Below are 24,856 nucleotides of genomic sequence, written 5' to 3'. Positions count from 1 at the left end.
GCGATGAACGCGATGCCCCTTCCGTCGTCTTCACAGCTGCTCACACGGAAGGCCGTGGACAGCAGCATGTACGAGGGCACCGGTTCCGCGCCGGACGGCCCACAGACGGCCCAGGCCGCGTGACACACCTCCGGGCCAGTAGCCGCACGGCACTGGCCCGGAGGTGTCGTATGGCGGGATTAGCCGCCTGACCTGCGCCTACAGCACCGGCAGGTTCTTGCGCAGCTCGAAGGCGGTGACCTCGGAGCGGTACTCCTCCCACTCCTGCTTCTTGTTGCGCAGGAAGAAGTCGAAGACGTGCTCGCCCAGCGTCTCGGCAACCAGCTCGCTGCGCTCCATGAGCGTGATGGCCTCGCCCAGGTTCTGCGGCAGCGGCTCGATGCCCATCGCGCGGCGCTCGGCGTCGGACAGCGCCCATACGTCGTCGTCGGCGCCCGGGGGCAGCTCGTAGCCCTCTTCGATGCCCTTGAGGCCGGCGGCGAGCAGGACGGAGTACGTCAGATACGGGTTGGCGCCGGAGTCGATGGAGCGGACCTCGACGCGGGCCGAGCCGGTCTTGCCTGGCTTGTACATGGGGACGCGGATCAGCGCGGAGCGGTTGTTGTGGCCCCAGCAGATGTACGAGGGGGCCTCACCGCCGGAGCCCGCGGTGCGGGTGGAGCCGCCCCAGATGCGCTTGTAGGAGTTGACCCACTGGTTGGTGACGGCCGAGATCTCCGCGGCGTGCTTGAGCAGGCCCGCGATGAAGGACCGGCCGACCTTGGAGAGCTGGTACTCCGAGCCGGACTCGTAAAACGCGTTGCGGTCGCCCTCGAAGAGGGAGAGGTGGGTGTGCATGCCGGAGCCGGGGAATTCGCTGAACGGCTTCGGCATGAAGGTGGCCTGCACGCCCTGCTCCAGCGCGACCTGCTTCATGACGAGGCGGAACGTCATGATGTTGTCGGCGGTGGAGAGCGCGTCGGCGTACCGCAGGTCGATCTCCTGCTGGCCGGGGGCGCCCTCGTGGTGGCTGAACTCGACGGAGATCCCCATGGATTCGAGCATGGTGATCGCCTGGCGGCGGAAGTCCATGCCGACGTTCTGCGGGGTGTGGTCGAAATAGCCGGAGTTGTCGGCGGGGGTGGGCCGGGTGCCGTCGAGCGGTTTGTCCTTCAGCAGGTAGAACTCGATCTCGGGGTGGGTGTAGAAGGTGAAACCCAGGTCCGAGGTCTTGGCGAGGATCCGCTTGAGCACATAGCGGGGGTCGGCGAAGGACGGCGAGCCGTCGGGCATCAGGATGTCGCAGAACATCCGCGCCGTGCCGGGGGCCTCGGCGCGCCAGGGCAGGATCTGGAACGTGGCCGGATCAGGCTTGGCGATCATGTCGGACTCGTAGACGCGGGCGAAGCCCTCGATCGCCGAGCCGTCGAAGCCGATGCCCTCGTCGAAGGCCTGCTCCAGCTCCGCCGGTGCCACCGCGACCGACTTCAGAAAGCCGAGTACGTCGGTGAACCACAGGCGCACGAAACGGATGTCGCGCTCCTCAAGCGTACGGAGCACGAATTCCTGCTGCTTATCCATTTCCACCCATCCTTGCTGGTCAAGCGCCTGCTCCCACGCCGCGGGCACGTCGGGGTCTCTGAGCATCCCACCACACGGTTTCCAACACATTGCGGGTCCTCGGCCGAACAACCCGTGTCGACCGGGTGTACCGCTTCCTGCCCATAGTGCCTGCTGGCAGGCGCCCCGCGTAACGCACGGTCGAGGGCCCGTCCTCCGGTACGTCGACCCGCGCATCGACCAGTACCTCGACGGGATACAGCGCCCGGGCTCGCCGGGCCGTCAGCTCTCGGGGTGCCCCGGAGATACGGGGCTCAGGAGTGCCGGGTCGGCGGTGCCGTCGAGAACCTGGCCGGCGACCACGGTGAGCCGGGACTGGTGGGCGCGGGCGTAGACCCGCATGGCCTGGAAGGCCTCCTCCACACCAACCTTGCGGCGCTGGGAGAGGAACCCCTTGGCCTGCTCGATGATGACCCGGCTGTCCAGGGCGCACTGCAACTGCGCAGTCACTGTCTTCTGTTCGGTGACCGCGCGCTGCTGGAGGATGCCGATGGTCGCGGTGTCCGCGAGCGCCTGCCCCAGCCGCAGCTGCGGGGGGTCCAGCGGGCCCGGCCGGTCGCGGTAGAGGTTGAGCGAGCCGATCGCCTGGCCGTGCAGACGCTGCGGGGCCGGGTGTGCGGCCCGCCCGATGGCGCCCGTCAGCGTTCTCACCCTGCGTTGTCAAGGTCTCGCGCACAGTCCCTGGCGCACAAGGGCGCACAAGGGCGCACACGGACAGCCCTCGTGCCGCAGGAACGCCATTCCCGGCCTGCCACGGGCGGCTCACCCGGTCCGGTCCGAGGCTCCGGAACAGGAAATCTGTCACGGCCGGAGCAGACATGCCACACTTGGAGTGACCCGCTCCACGCGTATTGGAAAGCGCGTTTCAGAAGATGGTGCAAGTGACCGCAGAGATCCACCGCGACACCCGGGACACCGGGGCAGACCGGTTCGACGACGACTACCCCGCCTACACGATGGGCCGGGCGGCCGAGATGATCGGCACGACCCCCGCCTTCCTGCGGGCCATCGGTGAGGCACGGCTGATCGCCCCGCTGCGCTCCGAGGGCGGCCACCGCAGATACTCCCGCTACCAGCTGCGTGTCGCCGCCCGCGCCCGCGAACTGGTCGACCAGGGCACTCCGATCGACGCCGCCTGCCGAATCGTCATTCTTGAGGACCAGTTGGAAGACGCCCTGAAGATCAACGAGGGGCTGCTCAGACATGCCGATGAGCCCACGAATCGCAATATCTAGTCCCGCAGCTACAGAATTTAAAGCGCGGGCGGGGAGGGTTTATGGCGGCACGGCAGAGTGACGTAGCCCTCCCCGCCCGTCCGCCCACACCGTGCTACTGTTGATCTCAGTTGCAGTTGTGGTTCCCAAAAACTTCAAGTGCTCCCGCAGCCTCCTGCTGCTGGGTGCACTTTCGTATTTCCGGTGCTTTTTCCGGACGGGGCAATCATCGCGGCAACGCGACGCGAGGTCCACACAGGGTGGTCCTCCAGCACAGCTCCAAAGGAGAAAAAAATGGCTTCTGGCACCGTGAAGTGGTTCAACGCAGAAAAGGGCTTCGGCTTCATCGAGCAGGAGGGTGGCGGCGCTGACGTCTTCGCCCACTACTCCAACATCGCCACGCAGGGCTTCCGTGAGCTTCAGGAAGGCCAGAAGGTGACCTTCGACGTCACGCAGGGCCAGAAGGGCCCGCAGGCCGAGAACATCGTTCCCGCCTGACGCTGACGCGTACACGAGTGGGGCCCGCACCCGAGGGTGCGGGCCCCGACTCGTTGCCCCGGATCGTTGCCCCCATTCGATCGCCGTATGACGCGATCGTGCATGAGCGGTCGGCCACGATTCACGCCGATCCCATTCCCTCCGCTTTTCATGAGCGGATCCCAGCCACTTCGAAGCGTCTGATCCAAGGTATTCACCTTTCAGCACGGACTTCATTTCGGCTTTTTTATCTCGGCTCGTTCTTGCGGTTCCTTGCGGCACTATCTGCTGCCCGGAATTCCTCGATACGTGCCCATCGAGGAAGGTTCAGCATGAACCGCACAGCACGCTCCAACGACCGTTTCGCCCGCCCCCGTTCCGGCGGTCACGCCGGTGCAGCCGGTGGTAGCCGCAGCGGTGGCAGCAGCCCCGAGCGTTTCCGCTCGCAGGCTCCCACCCGCTCTTCCGGTGGACGCCCGCCGGCCCGCCGCCAGTCCGTCGCTCCGCAGGGCGAGTTCGCCCTGCCGGTCAGTACGACTCCGGCACTGCCCGCCGTCGAGGCTTTCGCCGACCTGGACATGCCCGCGGCGCTGCTCGCCGCGTTGACCGCCCAGGGTGTGACCGTTCCGTTCCCGATCCAGGCCGCCACGCTGCCGAACGCGCTCACCGGGCGCGACGTCCTGGGCCGCGGCCGCACCGGCTCCGGCAAGACCCTCGCCTTCGGTCTGGCCCTGCTTGCCAGGACCGCCGGTCAGCGCGCCGAGCCGCGTCAGCCGCTGGCCCTGATCCTGGTCCCGACCCGCGAGCTGGCCCAGCAGGTCACCGACGCGCTCACCCCTTACGCCCGCGCCGTCCGGCTGCGTCTTGCCACGGTCGTCGGTGGCATGTCCATCGGCCGCCAGGCCGGTGCGCTGCGCGGCGGTGCCGAGGTCGTCGTCGCGACGCCGGGCCGTCTCAAGGACCTGATCGAGCGCCGTGACTGCAGCCTGGACCAGGTGAAGATCACGGTCCTCGACGAGGCCGACCAGATGACCGACATGGGCTTCATGCCGCAGGTCACCGAGCTGCTCCAGCAGGTTGCGCCGGGCGGCCAGACGATGCTGTTCTCGGCCACCCTGGACCGTAACGTCGACCGGCTCGTCCGGAACTACCTGGAGGACCCGGTCGTGCACTCGGTCGACCCCTCCAAGAACGCCGTCACGACCATGGAGCACCACCTCCTGCACGTCCACCCCGCCGACAAGCAGGCCACGACCACCGAGATCGCGGCCCGCGAGGGCAAGGTGATCATGTTCCTGGACACCAAGCACGCCGTGGACCGGCTGACCCGCGACCTGCTGCACAGCGGTGTCCGGGCAGCGGCGCTGCACGGCGGCAAGTCGCAGCCGCAGCGCACCCGGACGCTCGACCAGTTCAAGAGCGGTCATGTCACCGTGCTGGTGGCGACCAATGTCGCGGCGCGCGGCATCCACGTCGACAACCTCGACCTGGTCGTCAACGTGGACCCGCCCACCGACCACAAGGACTACCTGCACCGCGGCGGCCGTACCGCCCGCGCCGGTGAGTCCGGCAGTGTCGTGACGCTGGTGCAGCCCAACCAGCGCCGCGAGATGACCCGCCTGATGATGGCCGCCGGGATCACCCCGCACACCGCCCAGGTCCGCTCCGGCGACGCCGAGCTGGCCCGGATCACCGGTGCGCAGACCCCCTCCGGTGTCCCCGTGGTCATCTCCTCGCCGGTCTCGGAGCGCCCGAAGCGCAGTGCCGCTTCGCAGCGTGGCCGCCGCAGCGCGCCGGCGCAGTCGCGCCGCACCGCGTACGGTGCCGGCACCGGCACCGGCACCGGCACCCGTGGCGGCGCCGCGTAACGACGCGTGAACGCGCGTAACGCTTGACCTGTACGGCCAAGGACTGACTCCGGTCAGTCCTTGGCCGTACTTGCGTACCGAGCCCAGGCGGGCAGCACGAACCAGCACAGTACGAACCACAGCACCAGGCCCCCGACCAGCCACAGCGCGAAGGTGTTGTGCAGTGCGACGCGGAGTATGAGCAGCAGCGACGAGGCCATCGTGCAGAGCAGCAGGAGCAGGCCGCAGACGGTGAGCCGGGAGGCCCAGACCACCGCCTCCTCCTTCATCCGCTGCCCGGCGACCAGCCGGTGGAAGGACACCGGGCCGACGAGTGCGCCCATCGTGGTCGCGCCCAGGATGACGGTGACGACGTAGATGTTCCGGTCGACGTCCGACAGTTCGGTGAAGCGCGGTTGGAAGACGACCGTGAGCAGGAACCCGAAGAGGATCTGCACGCCGGTCTGCGCAACCCGCAGTTCCTGGAGCAGTTCCGCCCAGCGGCGGTCAGCGCGCTCCTCGGGCGATTCGTCGCGCCCGCGTCTCGCGCCCTGGCTGTCCTGAGTCTTGTCGGCCGGCATGGCAGAGCTCCCTCTTTGTGCACCGGACTTCCGTACGCCCGGTGTCTGTTACGGAGCTACTGCCCGCTTTCCAGCCGCAGTTGCAGCTCCTTTTCCTGATCTCCCGAGACGGCGCCTTCCTCATGCACGCTGAACGCGGCGTCGAGCTGCTCGCGCAGCCGGTCCACCGCCTTGTAGCCGCCCTGGACGGTAGCCGGAACGGAGCCCGTCAGCGGCGTGGGCCGGGCCTGCTCCCGTACGTCCGACACTTCGAAGGTCGCGCTCCACACCATGGGGCGGGATCCCGGCTGCTCGACGGGTACGTCGTCGGAGTCACGGTCGGACTCGAAGGAGGTGCGCAGCGCTATTAACACGGTGTGCGCGTCCTCCTTGGAGCATCCGGTGAGCTCCACCAGGACCTTGGTGTCGGACTGTTCTGCGGCGTTCACCGTGGTTCTTTCCTCTCTTCCGTGCACTGCTGTGGCTCTTCGGTGCACTGCTGTGGCTTTTCCGTGCACTGCCGGGGCCGGCGGCACTTCCAGCCTGGCCCGGTGCGCCCGCTCGCGCGACCGCTGGACCGGGTCCGGGCGCCGGACGGTCTCACCGGGCGGGTACCCGCCCGCGCCGAGGCGGAACCGGCCCTCGGCGAGCCGTGGCATGGTCCGAGGGTACGGAGAAGTCGAACCCGGCGTGTTCCGCACCGACCACCTGCTCGACGAGGTCTCGGGGGCCGGCCTCTTCCGCCGTCATCGCGTATCCGATTTGCACCATGAACCACGGATTGACGATCCGCCGGATCCAAAACATCCGGTTGTCTCCGGGCGACCCGTATGACGTGGGAAAGGCGCGCGCCCACTACGATCTCGGGCCATGGGGGGACTGCGGCGATTCCGCACCGGGCGCGTCACGCGCACCACAGGTCCCATGGCGCTGCTGAGCGTCGCGGCGACCCTCTTTGCCGCGCTCTTCGTCTGTCTGGGCGCCGCCGAGTCCCGTGAGCAGCACGCCGCCGTCACGGTCGCCGTTCAGGCACCGGGCGCCCAGGCGTACACCTGCCCGTACGACTCCCAGCACTGCGGCGTCTTCGCGCACCTCTCCCCCGCCGTGCTCACCGCTCCGCCGCCGGCCACCCCGGTGGCCGCCGAGCCGCTGTACGGGGCGCCGCCGCTCACCGCGAACCCGGTCCGCGACGCCGGGGCGCTGCCGCGCGCGCCGGGCCGCCATGTCCTTCAGGTGATGCGGACGTAGCAGGGCCCGCCCGCAGCAGGGCTTTCGTCATCCCCCGACCCTTTCCCCAGAAGGACACAACACGATGGCTAGCAACAAGGGCTCCAACACGTCACGCAAGGCCCGAATAGAGGAGATGCGGCGCGCCGAGCAGTCGCGCGAGCGCCGCAACCGGCTCATCGCGGTCGTCACCAGCGCAGTGGTCGTCGTCGGCCTGGTCGGCTTCGGGTCGTACCTCTTCATGAAGGAGTCCGACAAGAAGGAGGACCGGGTGGCCCAGGCCAAGGCGCCCGTGACGGGCGAGAAGTCCTGGGACGCGAAGAAGCTGGGCCGCAACCACGTCACCAAGGAAGTCTCGTACCCGATGACGCCGCCGGTGGGCGGTGACCACAACCAGGCGTGGATGAACTGCGACAGGAACGTCTACAAGGAAGAGATTCCCAAGGTCAACGCGGTGCACTCGCTGGAGCACGGCGCGGTGTGGGTGACGTACAACGACAAGGCATCGGACGCCGACGTCAAGAAGCTCACCGAGAAGGTCGGCAAGACGTCGTACTCGCTGATGAGCCCGGTCAAGGCCCAGGCCGGCGCGCTGATGCTCAGTGCGTGGGGCAAGCAGCTCACCGTGGACAGCGCGTCGGACAAGCGGGTCGAGCAGTTCTTCACCAAGTACGTACAGGGACCGCAGACGCCCGAGCCCGGCGCGGCCTGCACGGGCGGGCTGGGCACACCGTGATGACCCGCACGTACTGGGCGGCCGTCACGGCCGTCGTCCTGGCGCTGCTGTTCGCGGCGGGGGCCGTCACGGTCGCCGTCGGGAACGGGAACGACGACGCCTCCGGTACGCCCCGTACGCCCGCGGTCGACTCCGCGGACGCGGGGTTCGCCCGGGACATGTCGGTGCACCACCAGCAGGCGGTGGAGATGTCGTTCATCGTGCGCGACCGCACGAAGGACGAAGAGGTGCGCAGGCTGGCGTACGACATCGCCAACACTCAGGCCAACCAGCGGGGCATGATGCTCGGCTGGCTGGATCTGTGGGAGCTGCCGAAGGTGTCGTCGGACGAGCCGATGGCGTGGATGGCGTCCGGTGAATCCGGCCGCTCCGCCCACGGGACGCACAAGGCGCGTGACGGGTCGCTGATGCCCGGCATGGCGACCAGTGCCGAGCTGGCGAAGCTCGGCAGGGTGGACGGCAAGCAGGCGGAGATCCTCTACCTCCAGCTGATGACCGACCACCACAAGGGCGGGGTCACGATGGCGCAGGGCTGCGCCGACCGCTGTGAGGTCGGTACGGAGCGCCTCCTCGCCCAGGGCATGGTCGATGCCCAGCAGTCCGAGATCGGCCTGATGGCGGACCTGCTCAAGGCGCGCGGCGCGGCCCCGCGTCCCTGACGGGCCCGGCTCACCCGGCAGGCGAAGCTCACGCGGCTGCCGTCATCCGTCCGCCCCGGCGCTCCACGCGATCCGGGGCGGACGGACGGCGGCGCAGAGCGGCAGCCCGCAGTCGTCCGTGAGCCCGAGCGTCCCTTCCAGCACGCCGCTCGCGGCGATCAGCTCGGCGGGCAGGTCCGCGAGGAAGATCTTGATCCGGCGGAACATCGCGAACTCCCCGCCCGGCGGCTGCTCGCCCCAGGTGAGGTAGACGAAGCGGACCCCCGGCCGCCCCTGGACGTACGGTCCGCGGAAGTCTGCGTCGAGGGCTCCCTGCGGGTCGGCGAGGATCTCGACGGGGATCTCGAAGAGCGCCTGCCGTGCGTCGGCCGACACCACCTGGTCCGGCTCGCGGCCGCACTGCGTCCCGACATGGACGTGCCGGAACTCGCCGCAGGTCGCGCCGGGCAGGTCGCTGCCGACGATCCGCAGCGTGATCCGCCGGCTCACCCGGGTGGCTACCGCCTTACTGCTGCTCATGCTTCTCCTCCCACGGCGCGGGCCACCGCGTCCGGGCGGTCCAGCATCATCAAGTGCCCCGAGGGCCCGACCGCTTCGAAGCGGGCACCGAGCACGCCCGCCTGGTCCCGCTGCCGCTCCAGCCAGCGCCGCGTGAAGCGGCCGTCCCGGCCGTCGTGCGCCGCGAGAACGACGAACGGGACCCCGTCCGGCAGCGGGAAGCGGTCGCGCAGCGCGAGGAGTTCGGCGGCGACCGCGCGATAGTGCGTGTTCTCCAGGAGCGCGCCGCGCAGGACACGCGAGGTGCGGTAGCAGCGGCGCACCAGGGCGTCGGCGGCCGGGTCGGGCGCCAGGCCCGTGCGCGACGCGCGGACGACCGCGTGGCGCACCGGTGGGCCGAGCGCCGCCGGTGCGCCGACCGCGGACAGGGCCGCGCCCAGGGCGCGGGCGGCGGCGGTGCGCAGCGCGGGGGCCGGGGGCGTCCGCACGTGCTCCTCGACGCTGGAGTCGAGGAGCACCACGGAGGCCGTACGGGCCGGGTGGAGGCGGGCGAACGCCTCGGCGTGGAAGCCGGCGATGGAGTGACCGACGACGGTGGCCGGCCCCGGCAGGGACAGCGCGTCGAGGATCGCGGCGATGCGGTGCGCCTCGCCCGCGGCGGTGGGCGCCGTGGCCGCGGCGCCGCTGAGGCCGTGGCCAGGACGGTCGAAGCGCACCACCGTGCGCGAGGGCGCGAGCAGGGGCACGACGGGGTCCCAGTCGAACCAGCTCATCGCGAGCCCCGCGCTCAGCACACACACGGGGCCGCTGCCCTCCACGACCACATGGTGGGGCACCCCGCCGATCCGGATGAAGCTGCGCGTCGATGTCACTCGTACAGCTTCTCGCGTGCCACTGACAACGCGAGCACCGCCAGCCAGACGGCCACCAGCAGCACTTGGAGCCGCTGCCCGGCGCCCAGCAGCAAGGTGCCGTTCCCCGCTTCGAAGCGGGCGACGGACGTCAGCGTCCAGACGGTGGCGGCCAGTTCCGCGGCGACGAGAGCGGGGCCGACGCGGGCGAGGGGCGGCCACCAGCCGTAGCGGCGGGCGGCGACCGTGAGGGCCACGACTCCGACGATCGCGCCGGTCGTCGCGAGGCTGCTGCTCCACGCGTGCGCGGCGTGCGTGGCCGGGACGAGGCCGGCCGTCTCGCGGGCCGCGCACGCCGGGTCCACGGTCGGCGCGCAGCTCAGGGGCAGCCGCGAATCCGTCGCGGTCGCCGCACCGAAGAGGACCAGGCCCGTCCAGCCGACGACCGCCCAGGGTCTGTCCGGCCTCCGCACGGCCAGGGCCGTCAGCGCGCCGGCGAGGACGAGGAGTCCGGCGAGCAGGTCCGTGGCCCGGAAGAGCCCGCCGAGGGGCTGGTCGGCGGCGGCCAGTTCACTCACGTAGGTCCGGACGGGGTCGAGGCCGGTCGCGAGGACGACTTCGAGGACCCACGAGGTGTACGCGACCGCGCCGAGCGCGAGGAGGGCGGCTACGGACCGCATTCCGTAAGGGGACATAGGGGGCTTATGTTACGTAGTCCGACGGCCCGAACGGCGATCCCGGGACCCCCACCGGTCCGGCCGCAAGCGCCGATACGGCCCCGCGCCCGCACGTGGGGCGCCCCACACCTATCCATCCGGACATCGCGTCGCACTGACGATTACACTGACCCCGTGCCTCAACTACGCCTCGCTCTGAATCAGATCGACTCGACCGTCGGCGACCTCACCGGCAACGCCGAGTCGATCGTGCACTGGACCCGGCATGCCGCCGAGCAGGGCGCCCACCTCGTGGCGTTCCCCGAGATGGCGCTGACCGGCTACCCCGTCGAGGACCTCGCGCTGCGGTCGTCCTTCGTCGAGGCCTCACGCGACGCCGTGCGCGCGCTCGCGGTGCGCCTCGCGGACGAAGGCTTCGGTGAGATCCCGGTCGTCGTCGGCTATCTGGACCGCTGCGAGAAGGCCCAGCCCCGCTACGGGCAGCCCGCGGGCTCCCCGCAGGACGCCGCCGCCGTGCTGTACCGCGGCGAGGTCGCGCTGACCTTCGCCAAGCACCATCTCCCCAACTACGGCGTCTTCGACGAGTTCCGGTACTTCGTGCCGGGCGACTCGATGCCGGTCATCCGGGTCCACGGCATCGACGTGGCCCTCGCCATCTGCGAGGACCTCTGGCAGGACGGTGGCCGGGTCCCGGCCACCCGGTCTGCCGGTGCCGGTCTGCTGCTGTCCATCAACGCCTCGCCGTACGAGGTCCACAAGGACGACAGCCGCCTCGACCTGGTGCGCAAGCGCGCCCAGGAGGCGGGCTGCACCACGGCGTACATCGCGATGACCGGCGGCCAGGACGAGCTGGTCTACGACGGCGACTCGATCGTCTGCGACCGGAACGGCGAAGTCGTCGCGCGCGCCCCGCAGTTCTCCGAGGGCAGCATGCTGCTCGACCTGGACCTGCCGGCCGCCGCCCCCGACGCGCCGACCGGCATCGTCGACGACGGGCTGCACATCGACCGCGTGATCCTCTCCGAGGACCCCCTCCCGGCGTACGAGCCCGAGCTGGCCGGTGGCTACGCGGAGCGTCTGGGGGACGACGAGGAGGTGTACACGGCGTTGGTCGTCGGCCTGCGCGCGTACGCCGCCAAGAACGGCTTCAGCTCCGTCCTGATCGGCCTGTCCGGCGGCATCGACTCGGCGCTGGTCGCCGCGATCGCCTGCGACGCGCTGGGCGCGCAGAACGTGTACGGCGTCTCGATGCCGTCGAAGTACTCGTCGGACCACTCCAAGGGCGACGCGGCCGAGCTGGCCCGGCGTACCGGACTGAACTACCGGACCGTGGCGATCGAGCCGATGTTCGACGCGTACATGGGTGCGCTGGAGCTGACCGGGCTCGCCGAGGAGAACCTCCAGTCGCGGCTGCGCGGCACGACGCTGATGGCCATCTCCAACCAGGAGGGCCAGATCGTGCTCGCGCCGGGCAACAAGTCCGAGCTGGCGGTGGGCTATTCGACGCTGTACGGCGACTCGGTCGGCGCGTACGGGCCGATCAAGGACGTCTACAAGACGTGGATCTTCGCGCTCGCCAAGTGGCGCAACAAGGCCGCCGAGGAGCGGGGCCAGACCCCGCCGATCCCGGAGAACTCCATCGCCAAGCCGCCGAGCGCGGAGCTGCGGCCCGGCCAGGTCGACACGGATTCGCTGCCGGACTACGACGTGCTCGACCGGATTCTGGAGCTGTACGTCGACCGGGACCAGGGCCTGGAGCAGATCGTGGACGAGGGCTTCGACCGGGAGCTGGTCGCGAAGATCCTGCGGATGGTGGACACGGCGGAGTACAAGCGCCGGCAGTACCCGCCGGGCACGAAGATCTCCGCGAAGGGCTTCGGCAAGGACCGGCGGCTGCCGATCACCAACCGGTGGCGCGAGTCGGTCTGAGCGAGGAGAAACGGTACGGCGCGGGGGCAGGCCCCCGGCCGCCGATCACCGGTCCTCGAACGCCGGACGGGCTGAATTTCGGCCCGTCCGGCGCTTGAGGACTTGGCCCCCGTCAGGAAACCGAGTCCCGCTCCCGTTCGCGCACCGCGCCCGACGCCACCACCCGGGACGGGCTCGGCGTCCGGTCGAGCAGTCCCGCCGTCACCGCGATCCCCAGACCCACGGCGGCCAGCACCGCCCCTACCAGCGTCGGGGACATCCAGCCCCAGCCCGCCGTGATCGCCATGCCACCGAGCCAGGCGCCGCCCGCGTTCGCGATGTTGAACGCCGAGTGGTTGGAGGCGGAGGCCAGCATGGGGGCGTCCTTGGACTTGTTCATCACCAGCATCTGGAGCGGTGTGGTGGTCATGAAGCCGACCGCGCCCAGCACCACGACGGTGACCAGCGCCGCCCACTGCACATGCACGGTGTAGTTGAACGCGAGCAGTACGACCGCCAGCGCGCCCAGCGAGCCGTACAGCGTGGGCCGCAGTGCCCGGTCGGTCAGCGGGCCCGCCACCAGTGCGCCGAGCGTCATGCCGATGCCGAAGAGGGCCAGCACCACGGTCACGGAGGACTCGCCGAAGCCCATCACCTCGGTCGTCATGGACGCGAGGTAGGAGTACACGGCGAAGACACCGGCGAAGCCGAAGACGGCGGTGAGCAGGCCGAGCAGGACCTGCCGGTTGCCCAGCGCGCGCAGCTCGCGGCCCAGGCTCTGGTGCGCGTCCACGGGGATGTCCGGGATCAGCCGGGCGAGCGCGGCCATCGCCACCAGGCCGATGACGGAGACCACCAGGAATGTGGCGCGCCACCCCAGGTGCTGCCCGAGGAGCGTCGCCAGGGGAACGCCGACGACATTGGCGACCGTAAGGCCGAGGAACATCGTCGCGACGGCCCGCGCCTGGCGCCCGTCGGTGACGAGCCGGGCAGCGACGACCGCCCCGACGCCGAAGAAGGCGCCGTGCGGCAGCCCGGCGAGCACCCGGCCCGCCACCAGCCAGCCGAAGTCGGGGGCCAGCGCGGAGGCGAGGTTGCCGACGATGAAGAGCGCCATCAGGAGGAGCAGCATGCGCTTGCGGGGGATGCGCGAACCGAGGGCCGTGAGCAGCGGGGCCCCGATCACGACGCCGATCGCGTACGCCGAGACGAGGTAGCCGGCGGTGGGCACCGAGGTGCCCAGGTCGTCCGCGACATTGGGCATCAGGCCCATCATCACGAACTCGGTGGTGCCGATGCCGAAGGCGCCGACGGCTAGGGCGAGCAGGGCTACGGGCCGGGGCGGCCGGGGCATGGCGAACCTTTTCGACGAGAGAGGGGAGGGTGCGTACGAGGACTACGTTCCCGTACTGAACAAAGTCTCTCAGGTGAATTGTTCCGCGACGTAAACGCGAGGTTGCGGCAGCCGGGCCGGAACGTCAGATCTGGACGCGGGCCGCGATCGGCAGATGGTCGCTGGCCGTCTCCGGCAGCGTCCAGGACGACACCGGATCGATGCCCTTCACCATGATCTGGTCGATCCGCGCCATCGGGAACGACGCGGGCCAGCTGAAGCCGAAGCCGTCGCCCGCCGCGCCCTGCGTGGAGCGCATCTGCGAGGTGACGGCGTTCAGGGAGCGGTCGTTCATGGTGCCGTTGAGGTCACCGAGCAGGATGATCTTGTCGAGCGGATCGCGGGCGATGGCCTCGCCGAGCGCGTCGGCGCTGGCGTCGCGCTGTCCTGCGGTGAAGCCCGCGTTGACCTTGACCCGTACCGAAGGAAGGTGTCCGAGATACACGCCGACCTTGCCCGCGGGCGTCGTCACCGTGGAGCGCATGGCCCGGGTCCAGCCCATCTTGATGTCGACGGACCGGGTGTCGGTCATCGGGTACTTGCTCCACAGCCCGACGGTGCCCTGCACCGAGTGGTACTTGTACGTGCCCGACAGGGCCTGCTCGTACGACGGCACCGCGCTCGCCTTGAGCTCTTCGAGCGCCACCACATCGGCCCCCGACTCGGCCAGCACCCGGGCGGTGCCCTCGGGGTCGGAGTTGGCAGCGTTGACGTTATGGGTGGCGACCGTGAGGTTGCCGCCGCTGTGCGACTTGTCGGTGAACAGGCCGCCGAAGATGTTGAGCCAGAAGAGGGCCGGCAGCAGCAGGGCCACCAGCGCGGTCGCTGAGCGCCGCACCACGCCGATGATCAGCAGGACAGGGACGCCCAGGCCGAGCCAGGGCAGGAAGGTCTCGTTGAGGCTGCCGAGGTTGCCGATGGTGTTGGGGATCTGCGCGTGGAAGACCATCAGCAGCGTCAGCAGCACCGCGCAGAGGGCGAGGACGATGCCGCGCCGCCAGATGCCGCGGCTGCGCCGCAGGCGGTCGAACAGACGCCGGATCCGGGGTCCGGAGTGCTCGCCGTCGGAGCTGCCAGTCCCGGTGTCCGTCATGTACGCCTGCGTCATTCCGCTGCCCTCACTGCCTTGCCGTGCCACGCCCGTGACTGACCCTAGGCGATGACCGACGACTTTCCCCGCCGTCCCGCGCGACGGCCGTACTGCCACGAGGACGACATCGGGCCGTGGCGGGTTCCAGGAGTTACGGCCGACAGGGCCCGCTGTGACGAAACGCGCATATGAGGACTCCGGTCAGCGCGGCGGGCGCAGCCCGTCCAGTACCGCGTCGACGATGCGCGCGGCCAGGTCGTCGTCGAGTGTCGCGGCGGGCCTGATGACGGTCCGCACCAGCATGGGGCCGACCACCAGGTCGTTGAGCAGCTCGATGTCGAGGTCGCCGCGCAGTTCGCCCTCGGCGATGCCCCGGCGCAGCACTTCCAGCGTCTGGCGGCGCCGCGCCTCGATCACCGTGCCTGGGGAGGCCGGGAGGTCGACATGCCGAGACCGCACCTCCATTTCGATACGGCACCGTCTCGTTTTGTAAAGACTTCGCCCTCCGAATGCCCTCCGCATGCCCTCCGGATGCTTTCCGGGCGCTTTCCGGGCGCTTTCCGGGCGCCGACCACTTCCCGTCGGGCGACGGTTGATGCCACCATGGGAGTGATCCGGGGACGCCGTCAGGGCGCCTCGAGATGACGAAGGAGCACTGGCCATGTCGCTTCAGGCTGCCCAGAAGACATCCGCCGACAGCAGCAAGGCGCTGTACGGCGGCAGGGGGACCCGCCGCATCACCGTCCACGACATCGCCGCCGCCAAGGAGCGCGGCGAGAAGTGGCCCATGCTCACCGCCTACGACGCGATGACCGCCTCCGTATTCGACGAGGCAGGCATCCCGGTCATGCTCGTCGGCGACTCCATGGGCAACTGTCACCTCGGCTACGAGACCACCGTGCCCGTCACGATGGACGAGATGACCATCCTCTCCGCCGCCGTCGTACGGGGCACCAAGCGCGCCCTCATCGTCGGCGACCTGCCCTTCGGCTCGTACCAGGAGGGCCCGGTACAAGCGCTCCGCAGCGCGACCCGGCTGGTCAAGGACGCGGGCGTGGGCGCGGTGAAGCTGGAGGGCGGCGAGCGTTCGCTGGCCCAGACCGAGCTGCTGGTGCAGGCCGGAATCCCGGTCATGTCGCACCTGGGCCTGACGCCACAGTCCGTTAACACCCTGGGCTACCGGGTGCAGGGCCGCGGCGACGAGGCCGCGCACCGGCTGGTGCATGACGCGAAGGCGGCGCAGGACGCGGGCGCTTTCGCGGTCGTACTGGAACTCGTGCCCGCCGAAGTGGCCGCCGAGGTCACCCGCTCGCTGCACATCCCGACCGTCGGCATCGGCGCCGGGCCCGACACCGACGCGCAGGTCCTCGTCTGGACGGACATGGCGGGCATGACGGGCGGCAAGGTGCCACGCTTCACCAAGCAGTACGCGAACCTGCGGCAGACCCTTGGGGATGCCGCGAAGGCGTTCGCCGACGATGTTGTCGGAGGAGCGTTCCCGCAGGAGGAGCACACCTTCCACTAAGAGCTGCCGCCACCGCTTCCACCAGCGCTCTCACCAGAAGTTTCCTCAGCCACTGTCGCACCACGGCGGCCCGCCGACTCCCCCCCGTCGGCGGGCTGTCGGCATTCTGTCGGCCGAATGTCAGAGGCGGGTGCTTCCATGGCGGCATGACGCGAATCAACAAGAGCCCCACGGACGGCGCGACCAACGCCGTCGAGGTGCGGGGACTGGTCAAGCACTACGGCGAGACCAAAGCACTGGACGGCGTGGACCTGAACGTCCGGGAAGGCACCGTGCTCGGTGTCCTCGGACCCAACGGCGCCGGCAAGACCACACTCGTACGCTGCCTCTCCACCCTGGTCCAGCCCGACGCCGGCACGGCCGTCGTGGCCGGCTTCGACGTGGTGAAGCAGCCCCGGCAGCTCCGCCGCACCATAGGCCTGACCGGGCAGTACGCCTCGGTCGACGAGAAGCTCGCCGGCTGGGAGAACCTGTACATGATCGGGCGGCTGCTCGATCTGTCCCGGGGCGCCGCCCGCAAGCGCGCGGACGAGCTGCTTGAGCGGTTCTCGCTCACCGACGCCGCCAAAAAGCCGGTCATGCAGTACTCCGGCGGTATGCGGCGGCGGCTGGACCTGGCGGCATCGATGATCGGACAGCCCGCCGTGCTGTACCTGGACGAGCCGACGACCGGCCTCGACCCCCGCACCCGCAACGAGGTGTGGACCGAGGTGAAGCGGATGGTCGGCGAGGGCGTCACCGTCCTGCTCACCACGCAGTACATGGAGGAGGCCGAGCAGCTCGCGAGCGAGCTGACGGTCATCGACCGCGGCCGGGTCATCGCGGGCGGCAAGGTCGACGAGCTGAAGGCGAAGGTCGGCGGCCGCACCCTGGAGGTCCGCCCGGTCGACCCGGGCCAGCTGCCCCTGATGGCACTGGCACTGAGCGAGGCGGGCCTCGACGGCATCGCGGGCTCGCAGATCGTCGACAGTGAGAATCTGCTGTACGTGCCGATTCTCAGCGACGAGCAACTGACCGCGGTGGTCGGCCTGCTGGGTGCACGCGGCTTCGGCATCGCGCACATCGGCACCCATCTGCCCAGCCTGGACGAGGTGTTCCTGGCCATCACGGGCGAGAAGACCAGCGAAGCGACCGAAACCACGCAGGGCACCCAGGACGAGGACGTTCAGGGCGAGAGCATCCAGGACAAGGAGTTCGCGGCATGAGCGCGGCGACAGTGACACCGGCCGCGACACCCGCGAAGGTGAGCGACGACGAGGGCCGGATCGGCCTGCGGGCCAATCTGCGGCACATCAGCGCCCTGGCACGGCGCAATATGCTGCAGATCAAGCAGGACCCGGAGTCGATGTTCGACGTCCTGTTCATGCCGATCATCTTCACCCTGCTGTTCGTGTTCGTCTTCGGCGGCGCGATGGCGGGCAAGGGCAATCAGGCCGAGTACGTCAGCTATCTGGTCCCCGGCCTGATGGCGATGATGGGCATGAACGTCGCGATGGCCGTCGGCACCGGCATCAACGAGGACTTCCAGAAGGGGGTCATGGACCGGTTCCGGACGATGCCGATCGCCCGGTCCTCCGTCCTCGTGGCGAAGATCGTCGTCGAGGTCGGCCGGATGATGGTGGCCTTCACGATCCTGCTGATCGTGGGCTTCCTGCTGGGCCTGACGGTCGAGACGGGACCGCTGCATGTGCTGGGTGCGATCGGTCTTTCGCTCGCCTTCGGCGCCTCGCTGATGTGGATCTTCATTCTGATCGGGCTCTCCGTCAAGACGGCGCAGGCCGTGCAGGGCATCGCGATGCTGGTGCTGATGCCGCTGCAGTTCGGCTCGTCGATCTTCGCGAAGCCGGCCACGATGCCCGGCTGGCTGCAGAACTTCACCGACTACAACCCCCTGTCGAACCTGGCGGACGCGGCGCGCGGACTGTTCAGCGGCGGCCCGATCGCCCAGGACGTGTGGATGACGCTGGGGTGGGCGGCGCTCATCACGCTGATCACGGCGCCGCTCGCGATCTCCAAGTTCCGCAAGAAGACCTGACGGACGGGCCCGGCGGATGTGCCCTACGGACGCGAGCCGACGGATGTGCCCGACGGATGGGAACCGACGCCGGGGGTGGGGGCCGTCCGCCGGTCCCGCGTCAGACGAGGGCGGCGGCCTCCTCCAGGGTGAGGGCGCCGCCCTCGGCGTACGCCGTCTCGTAGGCCGCGTCGCCCAGTGCGGCGCGCACCACCGCCTCGGCGTCGTCCCTGGCTTCACGCTCCTGCCCGGTCGCGAAGTGGCCGGACGGCAGCAGAGCACCGTAGGCGCCGAGCAGCCGGGCGGCGTCCGAGGTACGCCGGGGACCGCCGAGACCCGCCAGTGCGCGGGCGGCCATCATCAGGTGGACCGCGGGCATCTGCGGGGCGACCATCCGCGACAGGGGCTCGCCGGAGCGCACCAGGGCTCGGCGCACCGTGGAGAGAGCGCGGGCGTACTTGCCCTCCAGGTTGTCCAGCCAGCCGAGGAGGCCGAGGACAAAGCCCTCGAAGATCGCCAGGTTGGAGCGCTTGAAGTCCTGTCTGAGCTGATCCAGTTGGGCGCGCGCCTCGACGGTCCGACCCGTCCGGCCCAGCCACATCGCCAGATACAGCCGGGCGGCCGGCTTCGACTCCTGACCGCGGTGCTCGACCCTGGCCAGGATGTCCCGCAGCATCACCTCGGCCTGCTCGCCGTCGCCCGTCTCCATCAGCACCCCGGCCAGCCGCGCCCGCAGCAGGGACACCTGCACATGTGCGCCGAGTCGCCGCGCATGCCCGACGGCGGCGCGGAAGTCGCTTGCGGCGAGGGCGAATTCGCCGCTGCGTTCGTGCGCCTCGCCGCGCGCGGACAGCGCTTCCGCCGCGCCCCACGAGTCGCCGAGCCGGGTGAAGATCTCCAGGCTCTCGTCGGCGTCCCGGCCCGCGTCGCCCACCCAGTCGCTGCGGTTGGCGAGGATGTTGGCCCGCGTTTGGAGGGCGGCGGCAAGCTCCCACTCGTAGCCGAACGCGCGGCTGGCTTCGACGGTCGCGTCGATGACCTCCTTCAACTGCCCGACCTCGCCGGTCAGCATGATCGCGAAGAACCAGAGTGTGCCGGGCGCGCGGCAGGTCTGCGGCAGACCCGGCCGGTAGACCTGTACGACGCGGCGCAGCTTGGCCAGGCCCTCGGTGGTGGTCCAGTCGTCGAACTCGTGGTTCATGCTGGCCAGATGGATCAGCCGGGCGCCGCGCCGGGCCTCCAGGAGCTGCTCGGGTGCCATCGGCGGCGGGGCGTCCGTGCAGCGCTCGTGCAGGGCGGGGGCGGGAGTGAGCGGCGGGTCGAAGGGGTCGGGGCCGAGCTCGGCGGCGGCCAGGGACCAGTGCCGGGCTTCGGCGCGCAGGTCGCGGATCTGCCAGTACCAGGCGAGGGAGTGGACGAGGCAGAGCGCCTCGTGCTCGTCGCGGGCGGCTATGGCGCGGCGCAGTGCGGTGCGCAGATTCTCGTACTCGACCTGGAGGCGGCTGATCCAGACGCGCTGTCTGCTGCCCCGCAGCAGGGGGTCGGCGTGGCGGGCCAGCTCGCGGAAGTGGACGAGGTGGCGGCGCTCGGCACCGGCGCGCTCGCCCGCTTCGTCGAGGCGCTCGGCGGCGTACTCGGCGACGGTCTCCAGGAGGCGGTAGCGCATTCCGGTATCGGCCGTGTCCTGGGCGTCCTGGGCGTCTCCGGCGTTCTCGGGGCCCTCGGCCTTCTCGGGGCTCTCGGCCTTCTCGGGGCTCTCGGCCTTCTCGGGGCTCTCGGCCGCACCCGAAGGGGCCGCCACCACCAGGGACTTGTCGACCAGGGAGCCGAGCAGCTCCAGCGCGTCGGGGCCGCAGACCGCCTCGGCGGCGGTCAGGTCGCAACCGCCCGCGAAGACGGACAGGGCGCGCAGTGCCGCCCGCTCCTTCTCGTCCAGCAGGTCCCAGGACCAGTCGACGACCGCGCGCAGCGTCTGCTGGCGAGGCAGCACCGTGCGGCTGCCGCCGGTGAGCAGCCGGAAGCGGTCGTCGAGGCGGTCGGCGATCTGGCGCGGGGTGAGCATCCGCAGCCGGGCGGCGGCCAGTTCGATGGCGAGCGGCAGCCCGTCCAGGCGGCGGCAGATCTCGGCGGCCGCCGCCGGGTCGTCCTCGGTCAGGAAGCCGGGCTTCGCGGCGGCACCGCGGTCGGCGAGGAGTCGCAGGGCCATCGGGTCGGGAAGTGGCTCCACGGGCCGTACGACTTCGCCCGGCACGCCGAGGGGCTCGCGGCTGGTGGCCAGTACGGTCACCCCCGGGCAGCGGGCGAGGAGTTCCTCGGCGAGGCGGGCGGCGGCGCCGATGACGTGCTCGCAGTTGTCGAGCAGGATCAGCAGGTGGCGGCGGGCGCAGTGCTCGGTGAGGAGGAGCAGCGGGTCGTCGCCGTGCCGTTCGGCGGCGCGCAGCCCCTCGGCCCCTGCCCCGCGCAGCACGGTCTCGCGAGCGCCGAGCGCGGCGAGTACGGCTTCGGGCACGGCTTCGGGGTCGTCGACGGGCGCCAGCTCGGCCAGCCACACCCCGTCGGGCCAGGCCTCGTTGCCGGCCTCGGCGGCCTCCTGGGACAGCCGCGTCTTGCCCGCGCCGCCGGGGCCGAGCAGCGTGACGAGCCGGGCGCCCGCGAGGTCGCCCCTGATGACCTCGATGTCGGTGTCGCGCCCCACGAAGGAGGTCAGCCGGGCCCGGAGGTTGCCGGGGGCGGCGCGGGAGGTGTGCCCGGGGCCGGGGGGCACGGCCGTTCCCCGCCGCCGCGCCCCTTACCGAAACCGGGGGCGGGCCCCCGGACCCCGTTGCGCGCCCGTCGTGCGTCGCCGCCGTCCCGGCTGCCGAATCGCCTCCCGCGCCAGGTCCACCGGCGTCGATCCCGTACGCCGGGACGCGCGCGCTTTCCACGCCCCGCCGGCCGCCTCCGCCCTCCGGACCGTCCCACACACCGCTGCCGTTGACAGCGGGCCCGTGCGCAGGGGGCCGTCCCCCGGCTGTACCGGGGTCGGTCGGCGTGGGGGTTCCGAGTGTGGACGGGGTCAGCAACTCGGCGTGCAGGGAGCGCAGTTCGGGTCCCGGGTCCGCGCCGAGGCGGGCGGCCAGGTCCCGGCGGATCTCCTCGTACGCCGCGAGTGCCTCCGCCGTGCGGCCGGCGTCACGCAGCGCGCGCAGGCGCAGGGCCTGGAGCAGTTCGTCGATCGGGTGGTCGTCGCAGAGCGCGGCGAGTTCCGGCAGGGCCTCCTCCGCGCGGCCCAGCGCGAGCGCGGCCGTGAGGCGGGCGCGGCGGGCGGTCAGCCGGCGGGTCTCGCAGCCCGCGGCCTCGCCCGTACGGTCGGGGAGGTCGGCCAGCGCCGGCCCGTGCCACAGGCCGAGAGCATCGTCCAGCAGGGCCGCCGCCCGGCCCGGGTCACCCTCGCCCAGGGCCCGTAGGCCCTCCGCCGTGAGCCGCTCGAAGCGGTACAGGTCGACGTCCTGGGGCTCGGCGCACAGCTGATAGCCACCGTCCACGGAGGTGATCGCCGCATGGCCGAGCGCCCGGCGCAGCCGACTGACCAGCGCCTGCAATGCCCCGGTGGCATCGGCGGGGCATTCACCGCCCCACACCTCGTCGGCCAGCGCGCCGACCGGCACCGTGCGCCCGGCCCGCAGCGCCAGCACCGTGAGCAGCGCGCGCAGCCGAGCCCCGCCGATGGCGACGGGCGTACCGTCGTCGCGGAGTACCTGCGTGGGGCCAAGAATGCGGTAGCGCACTCGCCCATTGTCCGGGACGCACAACCGCCCACCCACCGCGCTCTCCGGGCGTGGCGCCTGCGAGCTTCGCGGCTCCGGCGGCCCGGCGTCGTCGTACTGGATCCTGCGTGGCTCCATGAATGCAGCTTTGCCGGAACTACCACTGCCGCGCGAGACGTTTTCGCAGTGTCACCGGTACGGTCGGGCACCACGCCCGAGCGGTGTCCGCCCAATGCCCGCCCGATGCCCGCACCCCAGGAGTCCGCGCATGACCACCGCCATTACCCGTCGCGACCGGCGGATCAGTCCCGTCTTCCTCGGGATCGTCGCCGTCATGGCGGTCTCCGGCTGGGCGGTGTGGACGGAGTTCTCGGTGAGCGTCGGCTTCGCCGCCTTCCTCTTCGTCACGTCCGCGTGGATCGTCTCGCTCTGTCTGCACGAGTACGCGCACGCCCGCACCGCCCTGCACAGCGGGGACATCTCCATCGGTGCGAAGGGCTATCTGACCCTCAACCCGCTGAAGTACACGCACGCGCTGCTCAGCATCGTGCTGCCGGTGCTCTTCGTGATCATGGGTGGCATCGGGCTGCCGGGTGGCGCGGTCTTCATCGAGCGGGGGCGCATCCAGGGCCGCTGGAAGCACAGCCTGATCTCGGCGGCGGGGCCGCTGACCAATGTGCTGTTCGCGGTCGTGTGCACCGCGCCGTTCTGGCTCGGCGCGCTGGACGGTGTGCCGAACGTGTTCCGTTACGCGCTCGGGTTCCTCGCACTGCTCCAGGTGACGGCCGCAATCCTGAACTTCCTGCCGGTGCCGGGCCTCGACGGTTACGGCGTGATCGAGCCCTGGCTCTCGTACAAGATCCGCCGGCAGGTCGAGCCGCTCGCGCCGTTCGGGCTGCTGCTGGTCTTCGGTGTGCTGTGGATCCCCGGGGTCAACCACATCTTCTTCGACGCGGTCGACGCGATTCTGCGGGGCCTGGGCGTCACCGATTGGGACACGTACTGGGGCCAGCAGTTCTACCGCTTCTGGCAGGGCGATCCGAATGTGCCGTCGATCACTCCGTAGCGGACCTGGTGGTGGGCCCCGTGGTGGGCCCCGTGCCGGAGACCGCCGTCCGGTCGGCCTTCGCCTTGCGGTGGTAGTACCAGGCCAGGTTCGAGGCGACCGCGGCGAGCAGGATCCAGACGACGCCGATCCACCTGCCCTGGACAAAGGCAACCACCGCGGCAGCGACGGCGAGGACGCATACGACAAGGGCGTACACGGCGAGGCGGGGCATGGGAGTTGGCTCCTGTCCGGGGGCTGACTGCTTCCCGACCAGTGTCCCCCATGCCCCGGACGTGCTCATACGCCGGTCTTACGTCGGTCTTTGGACGCGGTTTCGGTCGCGGTTTCGGACGCGGGTCCTACACGTCGGTCACGCGCAGGCCGGCGTGCGCCTTGTAGCGGCGGTTGACCGAGATCAGGTTGGCGACCAGCGACTCCACCTGGTGCGCGTTGCGCAGCCGCCCGGCGAAGACGCCCCGCATGCCGGGGATGCGGGCCGCCAGCGCCTGCACGAGGTCGGTGTCGGCGCGGACCTCGCCCAGCACCATCACATCGGTGTCGATCTCCTCGACGGACGTGTCCTGGAGCAGCACCGCCGACAGGTGGTGGAAGGCGGCGGTCACCCGCGAGTCGGGCAGCAGGGCGGCGGCCTGTTCGGCGGCGCTGCCCTCCTCCGGCTTCAGCGCGTACGCACCCTTCTTGTCGAAGCCGAGCGGGTTCACGCAGTCGATCACGAGCTTGCCCGCGAGCTCCTCGCGCAGCGACTCAAGCGTCTTGGCGTGCCCGTCCCACGGCACGGCCACGATCACGATGTCGCTGCGGCGCGCGCACTCCGCGTTGTCCGCGCCCTCGACACCGAGGCCCAGCCCGGCGGCGGCGCTCTGCGCGCGCTCGGCGGCCCGCGAGCCGATGATCACCTGCTGGCCGGCCCTGGCCAGCCGGTACGCGAGCCCGCGCCCCTGGTCCCCGGTCCCGCCGAGCACGCCGACGACCAGCCCCGACACGTCGGGGAGGTCCCAGGGGTCCTTGGCCGCGGGCTTCTGCGCACTGTCAGTGGAAGTCATGAGCCGACCCTACTTGTTGGTAGCGCGCTCTTCCGGGTGAGGCACGGTCATTCGGCGGCGGCCCCCGGCGGGGGTCCGACAGGATGCGGGACATGGATGCCGTACGTGTGGCGCTGCTGCGTGAAGTCCTGGCGGGGACCGAATGGTTGGGGTCCACCCGGCGGTTCGCCGGGGCGTTGCGGTCCTCCGTCGTCCCGCAGGGCGGGGGGTTGTTGCTGGTGGGGACCCAGCAGTACGAGCCCTGGCATCTGGCCGCGCATCTCGTCGACGAGGCGGCCTGGTCCGGGCTGACGGAACTGAACCCCACCCTCGTACGCCATCGGGTGCGGCCCGCGGAGCCCGCGCATCTGTCGGTCGGGCTCGGCAGGATCGAGGCGGCGCGGCGGGGCGAGACGCTGCTCGTCGTGGCGCCGGGGCCACCGGAGGCGGGGCTGCTGGAGCGGGTGCACGACGCGCGGCGAGCCGGGGCGACCGTGCTGTCGCTGGACGGGGGCGACCGCGAGATCCGGGGGCTCGCGCACGAGTCGCTGTCCGTGCCCGCGGGGGGCGATGTGAATCTGGACACCGTGCAGCACCTGGTCAGTGCGGCGGCCGGGGAGAATGTCCTGCCTGCGCCCCGGGGGCGGCGGCGGTTCCGGGACCGGCTGTCCCGGCTCGCCGATCAGCTGACGGCGCCGCCGCCGGAGCGGTGGTAGCCCGAGCGTGCGGGTCGCGGGGGCGCGG

At 70.7% G+C, this 24,856-nt stretch carries 23 protein-coding genes and 3 pseudogenes; 12 read left to right on the top strand and 14 right to left on the bottom strand.

The genetic code is table 11. The features are described from left to right. Nucleotides 1–198: 198 nt before the first annotated feature. A complete protein-coding gene (gene glnA2, locus ABCR94_RS33685) occupies nt 199–1,560 on the bottom strand; it encodes a gamma-glutamylpolyamine synthetase GlnA2 (RefSeq protein WP_347124698.1) in 1,362 nt (453 codons plus the stop codon). Nucleotides 1,561–1,821: 261 nt separating this feature from the next. Further along, complete coding sequence (locus tag ABCR94_RS33680) at nt 1,822–2,250, bottom strand: ANTAR domain-containing protein (protein WP_347124696.1); 429 nt, start codon at nt 2,248–2,250, stop codon at nt 1,822–1,824. A 305-nt stretch (nt 2,251–2,555) separates the two neighbouring features. On the opposite strand from ABCR94_RS33680, the gene ABCR94_RS33675 reads away from it, so the two are divergent. From ABCR94_RS33675 to ABCR94_RS33665, 3 genes are all read left to right on the top strand, one after another. Then, nucleotides 2,556–2,834 (top strand): helix-turn-helix domain-containing protein, encoded by a 279-nt coding sequence (locus ABCR94_RS33675; protein WP_347124767.1) that lies wholly within the window; start codon nt 2,556–2,558, stop codon nt 2,832–2,834. A 273-nt stretch (nt 2,835–3,107) separates the two neighbouring features. Then, complete coding sequence (locus tag ABCR94_RS33670) at nt 3,108–3,311, top strand: cold-shock protein (protein ID WP_028811307.1); 204 nt, start codon at nt 3,108–3,110, stop codon at nt 3,309–3,311. Nucleotides 3,312–3,622: 311 nt separating this feature from the next. Continuing rightward, nucleotides 3,623–5,158 (top strand): DEAD/DEAH box helicase, encoded by a 1,536-nt coding sequence (locus ABCR94_RS33665; protein WP_347124694.1) that lies wholly within the window; start codon nt 3,623–3,625, stop codon nt 5,156–5,158. Between the two features lie 53 nt (nt 5,159–5,211). On the opposite strand, the gene ABCR94_RS33660 is transcribed toward ABCR94_RS33665, so the two are convergent. The 3 genes and pseudogenes from ABCR94_RS33660 to ABCR94_RS33650 form a co-directional block, all read right to left on the bottom strand. Beyond that, nucleotides 5,212–5,718, bottom strand: a complete 507-nt coding sequence (locus ABCR94_RS33660; RefSeq protein ID WP_347124692.1) for a DUF6328 family protein — start codon at nt 5,716–5,718, stop codon at nt 5,212–5,214. A 56-nt stretch (nt 5,719–5,774) separates the two neighbouring features. Next, nucleotides 5,775–6,356, bottom strand: coding sequence for a hypothetical protein (locus ABCR94_RS33655; RefSeq protein WP_347124776.1), 582 nt, complete (start codon nt 6,354–6,356; stop codon nt 5,775–5,777). Beyond that, a pseudogene (locus ABCR94_RS33650) lies at nt 6,355–6,468 on the bottom strand (LLM class F420-dependent oxidoreductase); the annotation flags it as partial. The pseudogene ABCR94_RS33650 and the gene ABCR94_RS33655, both read right to left, overlap by 2 nt. Nucleotides 6,469–6,567: 99 nt before the next feature. On the opposite strand from ABCR94_RS33650, the gene ABCR94_RS33645 reads away from it, so the two are divergent. From ABCR94_RS33645 to ABCR94_RS33635, 3 genes are all read left to right on the top strand, one after another. Beyond that, a complete protein-coding gene (locus ABCR94_RS33645; protein ID WP_347124690.1) occupies nt 6,568–6,945 on the top strand; it encodes a hypothetical protein in 378 nt (125 codons plus the stop codon). Nucleotides 6,946–7,009: 64 nt separating this feature from the next. After that, complete coding sequence (locus tag ABCR94_RS33640; RefSeq protein WP_347124688.1) at nt 7,010–7,660, top strand: thioredoxin-like domain-containing protein; 651 nt, start codon at nt 7,010–7,012, stop codon at nt 7,658–7,660. Beyond that, nucleotides 7,660–8,319, top strand: coding sequence for a DUF305 domain-containing protein (locus ABCR94_RS33635; protein ID WP_347124687.1), 660 nt, complete (start codon nt 7,660–7,662; stop codon nt 8,317–8,319). The genes ABCR94_RS33640 and ABCR94_RS33635 overlap by 1 nt, the downstream gene beginning before the upstream one ends. 42 nt (nt 8,320–8,361) lie before the next feature. On the opposite strand, the gene ABCR94_RS33630 is transcribed toward ABCR94_RS33635, so the two are convergent. Genes ABCR94_RS33630 through ABCR94_RS33620 form a run of 3 tightly spaced genes read right to left on the bottom strand, consistent with a single transcriptional unit; the run spans nt 8,362 to nt 10,348 of the window. Next, nucleotides 8,362–8,838: a DUF5990 family protein gene (locus ABCR94_RS33630; protein WP_347124686.1), complete on the bottom strand. Its 477-nt coding sequence runs from the start codon at nt 8,836–8,838 to the stop codon at nt 8,362–8,364. Then, nucleotides 8,835–9,689: an alpha/beta fold hydrolase gene (locus ABCR94_RS33625; RefSeq protein WP_347124685.1), complete on the bottom strand. Its 855-nt coding sequence runs from the start codon at nt 9,687–9,689 to the stop codon at nt 8,835–8,837. The genes ABCR94_RS33630 and ABCR94_RS33625 overlap by 4 nt, the downstream gene beginning before the upstream one ends. Next, nucleotides 9,686–10,348, bottom strand: coding sequence for a DUF998 domain-containing protein (locus tag ABCR94_RS33620; RefSeq protein ID WP_347124684.1), 663 nt, complete (start codon nt 10,346–10,348; stop codon nt 9,686–9,688). Before ABCR94_RS33620 ends, ABCR94_RS33625 begins: the two co-directional genes overlap by 4 nt. A 171-nt stretch (nt 10,349–10,519) precedes the next feature. Here ABCR94_RS33620 and ABCR94_RS33615 point away from each other — a divergent pair, with 171 nt between their 5' ends. Then, nucleotides 10,520–12,274 (top strand): NAD+ synthase, encoded by a 1,755-nt coding sequence (locus tag ABCR94_RS33615; protein WP_347124683.1) that lies wholly within the window; start codon nt 10,520–10,522, stop codon nt 12,272–12,274. Nucleotides 12,275–12,386: 112 nt separating this feature from the next. Here ABCR94_RS33615 and ABCR94_RS33610 read toward each other — a convergent pair whose 3' ends face one another. The 3 genes and pseudogenes from ABCR94_RS33610 to ABCR94_RS33600 form a co-directional block, all read right to left on the bottom strand. Beyond that, complete coding sequence (locus ABCR94_RS33610; protein ID WP_347124682.1) at nt 12,387–13,607, bottom strand: MFS transporter; 1,221 nt, start codon at nt 13,605–13,607, stop codon at nt 12,387–12,389. 124 nt (nt 13,608–13,731) lie between these two features. After that, nucleotides 13,732–14,754: an endonuclease/exonuclease/phosphatase family protein gene (locus ABCR94_RS33605; protein ID WP_347124681.1), complete on the bottom strand. Its 1,023-nt coding sequence runs from the start codon at nt 14,752–14,754 to the stop codon at nt 13,732–13,734. A gap of 183 nt (nt 14,755–14,937) precedes the next feature. Beyond that, nucleotides 14,938–15,156, bottom strand: a pseudogene (locus ABCR94_RS33600) (TetR-like C-terminal domain-containing protein); the annotation flags it as partial. 241 nt (nt 15,157–15,397) lie between these two features. Between ABCR94_RS33600 and panB the strand changes: the two are divergent. The 3 genes from panB (at nt 15,398) to ABCR94_RS33585 (ending at nt 18,296) form a co-directional block, all read left to right on the top strand. Continuing rightward, nucleotides 15,398–16,261, top strand: coding sequence for a 3-methyl-2-oxobutanoate hydroxymethyltransferase (panB, locus tag ABCR94_RS33595; protein WP_347124679.1), 864 nt, complete (start codon nt 15,398–15,400; stop codon nt 16,259–16,261). A gap of 146 nt (nt 16,262–16,407) precedes the next feature. After that, nucleotides 16,408–17,466 (top strand): efflux ABC transporter ATPase subunit, DrrA-related, encoded by a 1,059-nt coding sequence (locus ABCR94_RS33590; protein ID WP_347124678.1) that lies wholly within the window; start codon nt 16,408–16,410, stop codon nt 17,464–17,466. Further along, on the top strand, nt 17,463–18,296 hold the full coding sequence (locus tag ABCR94_RS33585) for an ABC transporter permease (RefSeq protein ID WP_347124676.1): 834 nt from the start codon (nt 17,463–17,465) through the stop codon (nt 18,294–18,296). Before ABCR94_RS33590 ends, ABCR94_RS33585 begins: the two co-directional genes overlap by 4 nt. Nucleotides 18,297–18,396: 100 nt before the next feature. Here the strand turns inward: ABCR94_RS33585 and ABCR94_RS33580 are convergent. After that, nucleotides 18,397–22,042 (bottom strand): annotated as a pseudogene (locus ABCR94_RS33580) (AfsR/SARP family transcriptional regulator). A 247-nt stretch (nt 22,043–22,289) separates the two neighbouring features. On the opposite strand from ABCR94_RS33580, the gene ABCR94_RS33570 reads away from it, so the two are divergent. Next, nucleotides 22,290–23,087 carry a site-2 protease family protein gene (locus tag ABCR94_RS33570; RefSeq protein WP_347124672.1) on the top strand — a complete coding sequence of 266 codons (798 nt, stop codon included), beginning with the start codon at nt 22,290–22,292 and terminating at the stop codon, nt 23,085–23,087. Here the strand turns inward: ABCR94_RS33570 and ABCR94_RS33565 are convergent. Continuing rightward, nucleotides 23,077–23,301, bottom strand: coding sequence for a hypothetical protein (locus ABCR94_RS33565; RefSeq protein WP_347124670.1), 225 nt, complete (start codon nt 23,299–23,301; stop codon nt 23,077–23,079). The genes ABCR94_RS33570 and ABCR94_RS33565 overlap by 11 nt on opposite strands. Nucleotides 23,302–23,428: 127 nt before the next feature. Beyond that, on the bottom strand, nt 23,429–24,133 hold the full coding sequence (gene npdG, locus ABCR94_RS33560) for an NADPH-dependent F420 reductase (RefSeq protein ID WP_347124669.1): 705 nt from the start codon (nt 24,131–24,133) through the stop codon (nt 23,429–23,431). Nucleotides 24,134–24,225: 92 nt separating this feature from the next. On the opposite strand from npdG, the gene ABCR94_RS33555 reads away from it, so the two are divergent. Next, nucleotides 24,226–24,828 (top strand): hypothetical protein, encoded by a 603-nt coding sequence (locus ABCR94_RS33555; RefSeq protein WP_347124667.1) that lies wholly within the window; start codon nt 24,226–24,228, stop codon nt 24,826–24,828. Nucleotides 24,829–24,856: the final 28 nt, after the last annotated feature.

The sequence above is a fragment of the Streptomyces changchenzhani genome (assembly GCF_039766235.1).
Lineage (GTDB): Bacteria > Actinomycetota > Actinomycetes > Streptomycetales > Streptomycetaceae > Streptomyces.
This window is presented reverse-complemented; position numbering and strand designations above follow the sequence as displayed.

Excerpts from the sequence above, each read along its gene's own strand:
- glnA2 (WP_347124698.1), bottom strand. The coding sequence starts at position 1,560 with ATGGATAAGCAGCAGGAATTCGTGCTCCGTACGCTTGAGGAGCGCGAC.
- ABCR94_RS33675 (WP_347124767.1), top strand. The coding sequence starts at position 2,556 with ATGGGCCGGGCGGCCGAGATGATCGGCACGACCCCCGCCTTCCTGCGG.
- ABCR94_RS33670 (WP_028811307.1), top strand. The coding sequence starts at position 3,108 with ATGGCTTCTGGCACCGTGAAGTGGTTCAACGCAGAAAAGGGCTTCGGC.
- ABCR94_RS33665 (WP_347124694.1), top strand. The coding sequence starts at position 3,623 with ATGAACCGCACAGCACGCTCCAACGACCGTTTCGCCCGCCCCCGTTCC.
- ABCR94_RS33660 (WP_347124692.1), bottom strand. The coding sequence starts at position 5,718 with ATGCCGGCCGACAAGACTCAGGACAGCCAGGGCGCGAGACGCGGGCGC.
- ABCR94_RS33655 (WP_347124776.1), bottom strand. The coding sequence starts at position 6,356 with ATGCCACGGCTCGCCGAGGGCCGGTTCCGCCTCGGCGCGGGCGGGTAC.
- ABCR94_RS33645 (WP_347124690.1), top strand. The coding sequence starts at position 6,568 with ATGGGGGGACTGCGGCGATTCCGCACCGGGCGCGTCACGCGCACCACA.
- ABCR94_RS33640 (WP_347124688.1), top strand. The coding sequence starts at position 7,010 with ATGGCTAGCAACAAGGGCTCCAACACGTCACGCAAGGCCCGAATAGAG.
- ABCR94_RS33635 (WP_347124687.1), top strand. The coding sequence starts at position 7,660 with ATGACCCGCACGTACTGGGCGGCCGTCACGGCCGTCGTCCTGGCGCTG.
- ABCR94_RS33630 (WP_347124686.1), bottom strand. The coding sequence starts at position 8,838 with ATGAGCAGCAGTAAGGCGGTAGCCACCCGGGTGAGCCGGCGGATCACG.
- ABCR94_RS33620 (WP_347124684.1), bottom strand. The coding sequence starts at position 10,348 with ATGCGGTCCGTAGCCGCCCTCCTCGCGCTCGGCGCGGTCGCGTACACC.
- ABCR94_RS33610 (WP_347124682.1), bottom strand. The coding sequence starts at position 13,607 with ATGCCCCGGCCGCCCCGGCCCGTAGCCCTGCTCGCCCTAGCCGTCGGC.
- ABCR94_RS33605 (WP_347124681.1), bottom strand. The coding sequence starts at position 14,754 with ATGACGCAGGCGTACATGACGGACACCGGGACTGGCAGCTCCGACGGC.
- panB (WP_347124679.1), top strand. The coding sequence starts at position 15,398 with ATGTCGCTTCAGGCTGCCCAGAAGACATCCGCCGACAGCAGCAAGGCG.
- ABCR94_RS33590 (WP_347124678.1), top strand. The coding sequence starts at position 16,408 with ATGACGCGAATCAACAAGAGCCCCACGGACGGCGCGACCAACGCCGTC.
- ABCR94_RS33585 (WP_347124676.1), top strand. The coding sequence starts at position 17,463 with ATGAGCGCGGCGACAGTGACACCGGCCGCGACACCCGCGAAGGTGAGC.
- ABCR94_RS33570 (WP_347124672.1), top strand. The coding sequence starts at position 22,290 with ATGACCACCGCCATTACCCGTCGCGACCGGCGGATCAGTCCCGTCTTC.
- ABCR94_RS33565 (WP_347124670.1), bottom strand. The coding sequence starts at position 23,301 with ATGCCCCGCCTCGCCGTGTACGCCCTTGTCGTATGCGTCCTCGCCGTC.
- npdG (WP_347124669.1), bottom strand. The coding sequence starts at position 24,133 with ATGACTTCCACTGACAGTGCGCAGAAGCCCGCGGCCAAGGACCCCTGG.
- ABCR94_RS33555 (WP_347124667.1), top strand. The coding sequence starts at position 24,226 with ATGGATGCCGTACGTGTGGCGCTGCTGCGTGAAGTCCTGGCGGGGACC.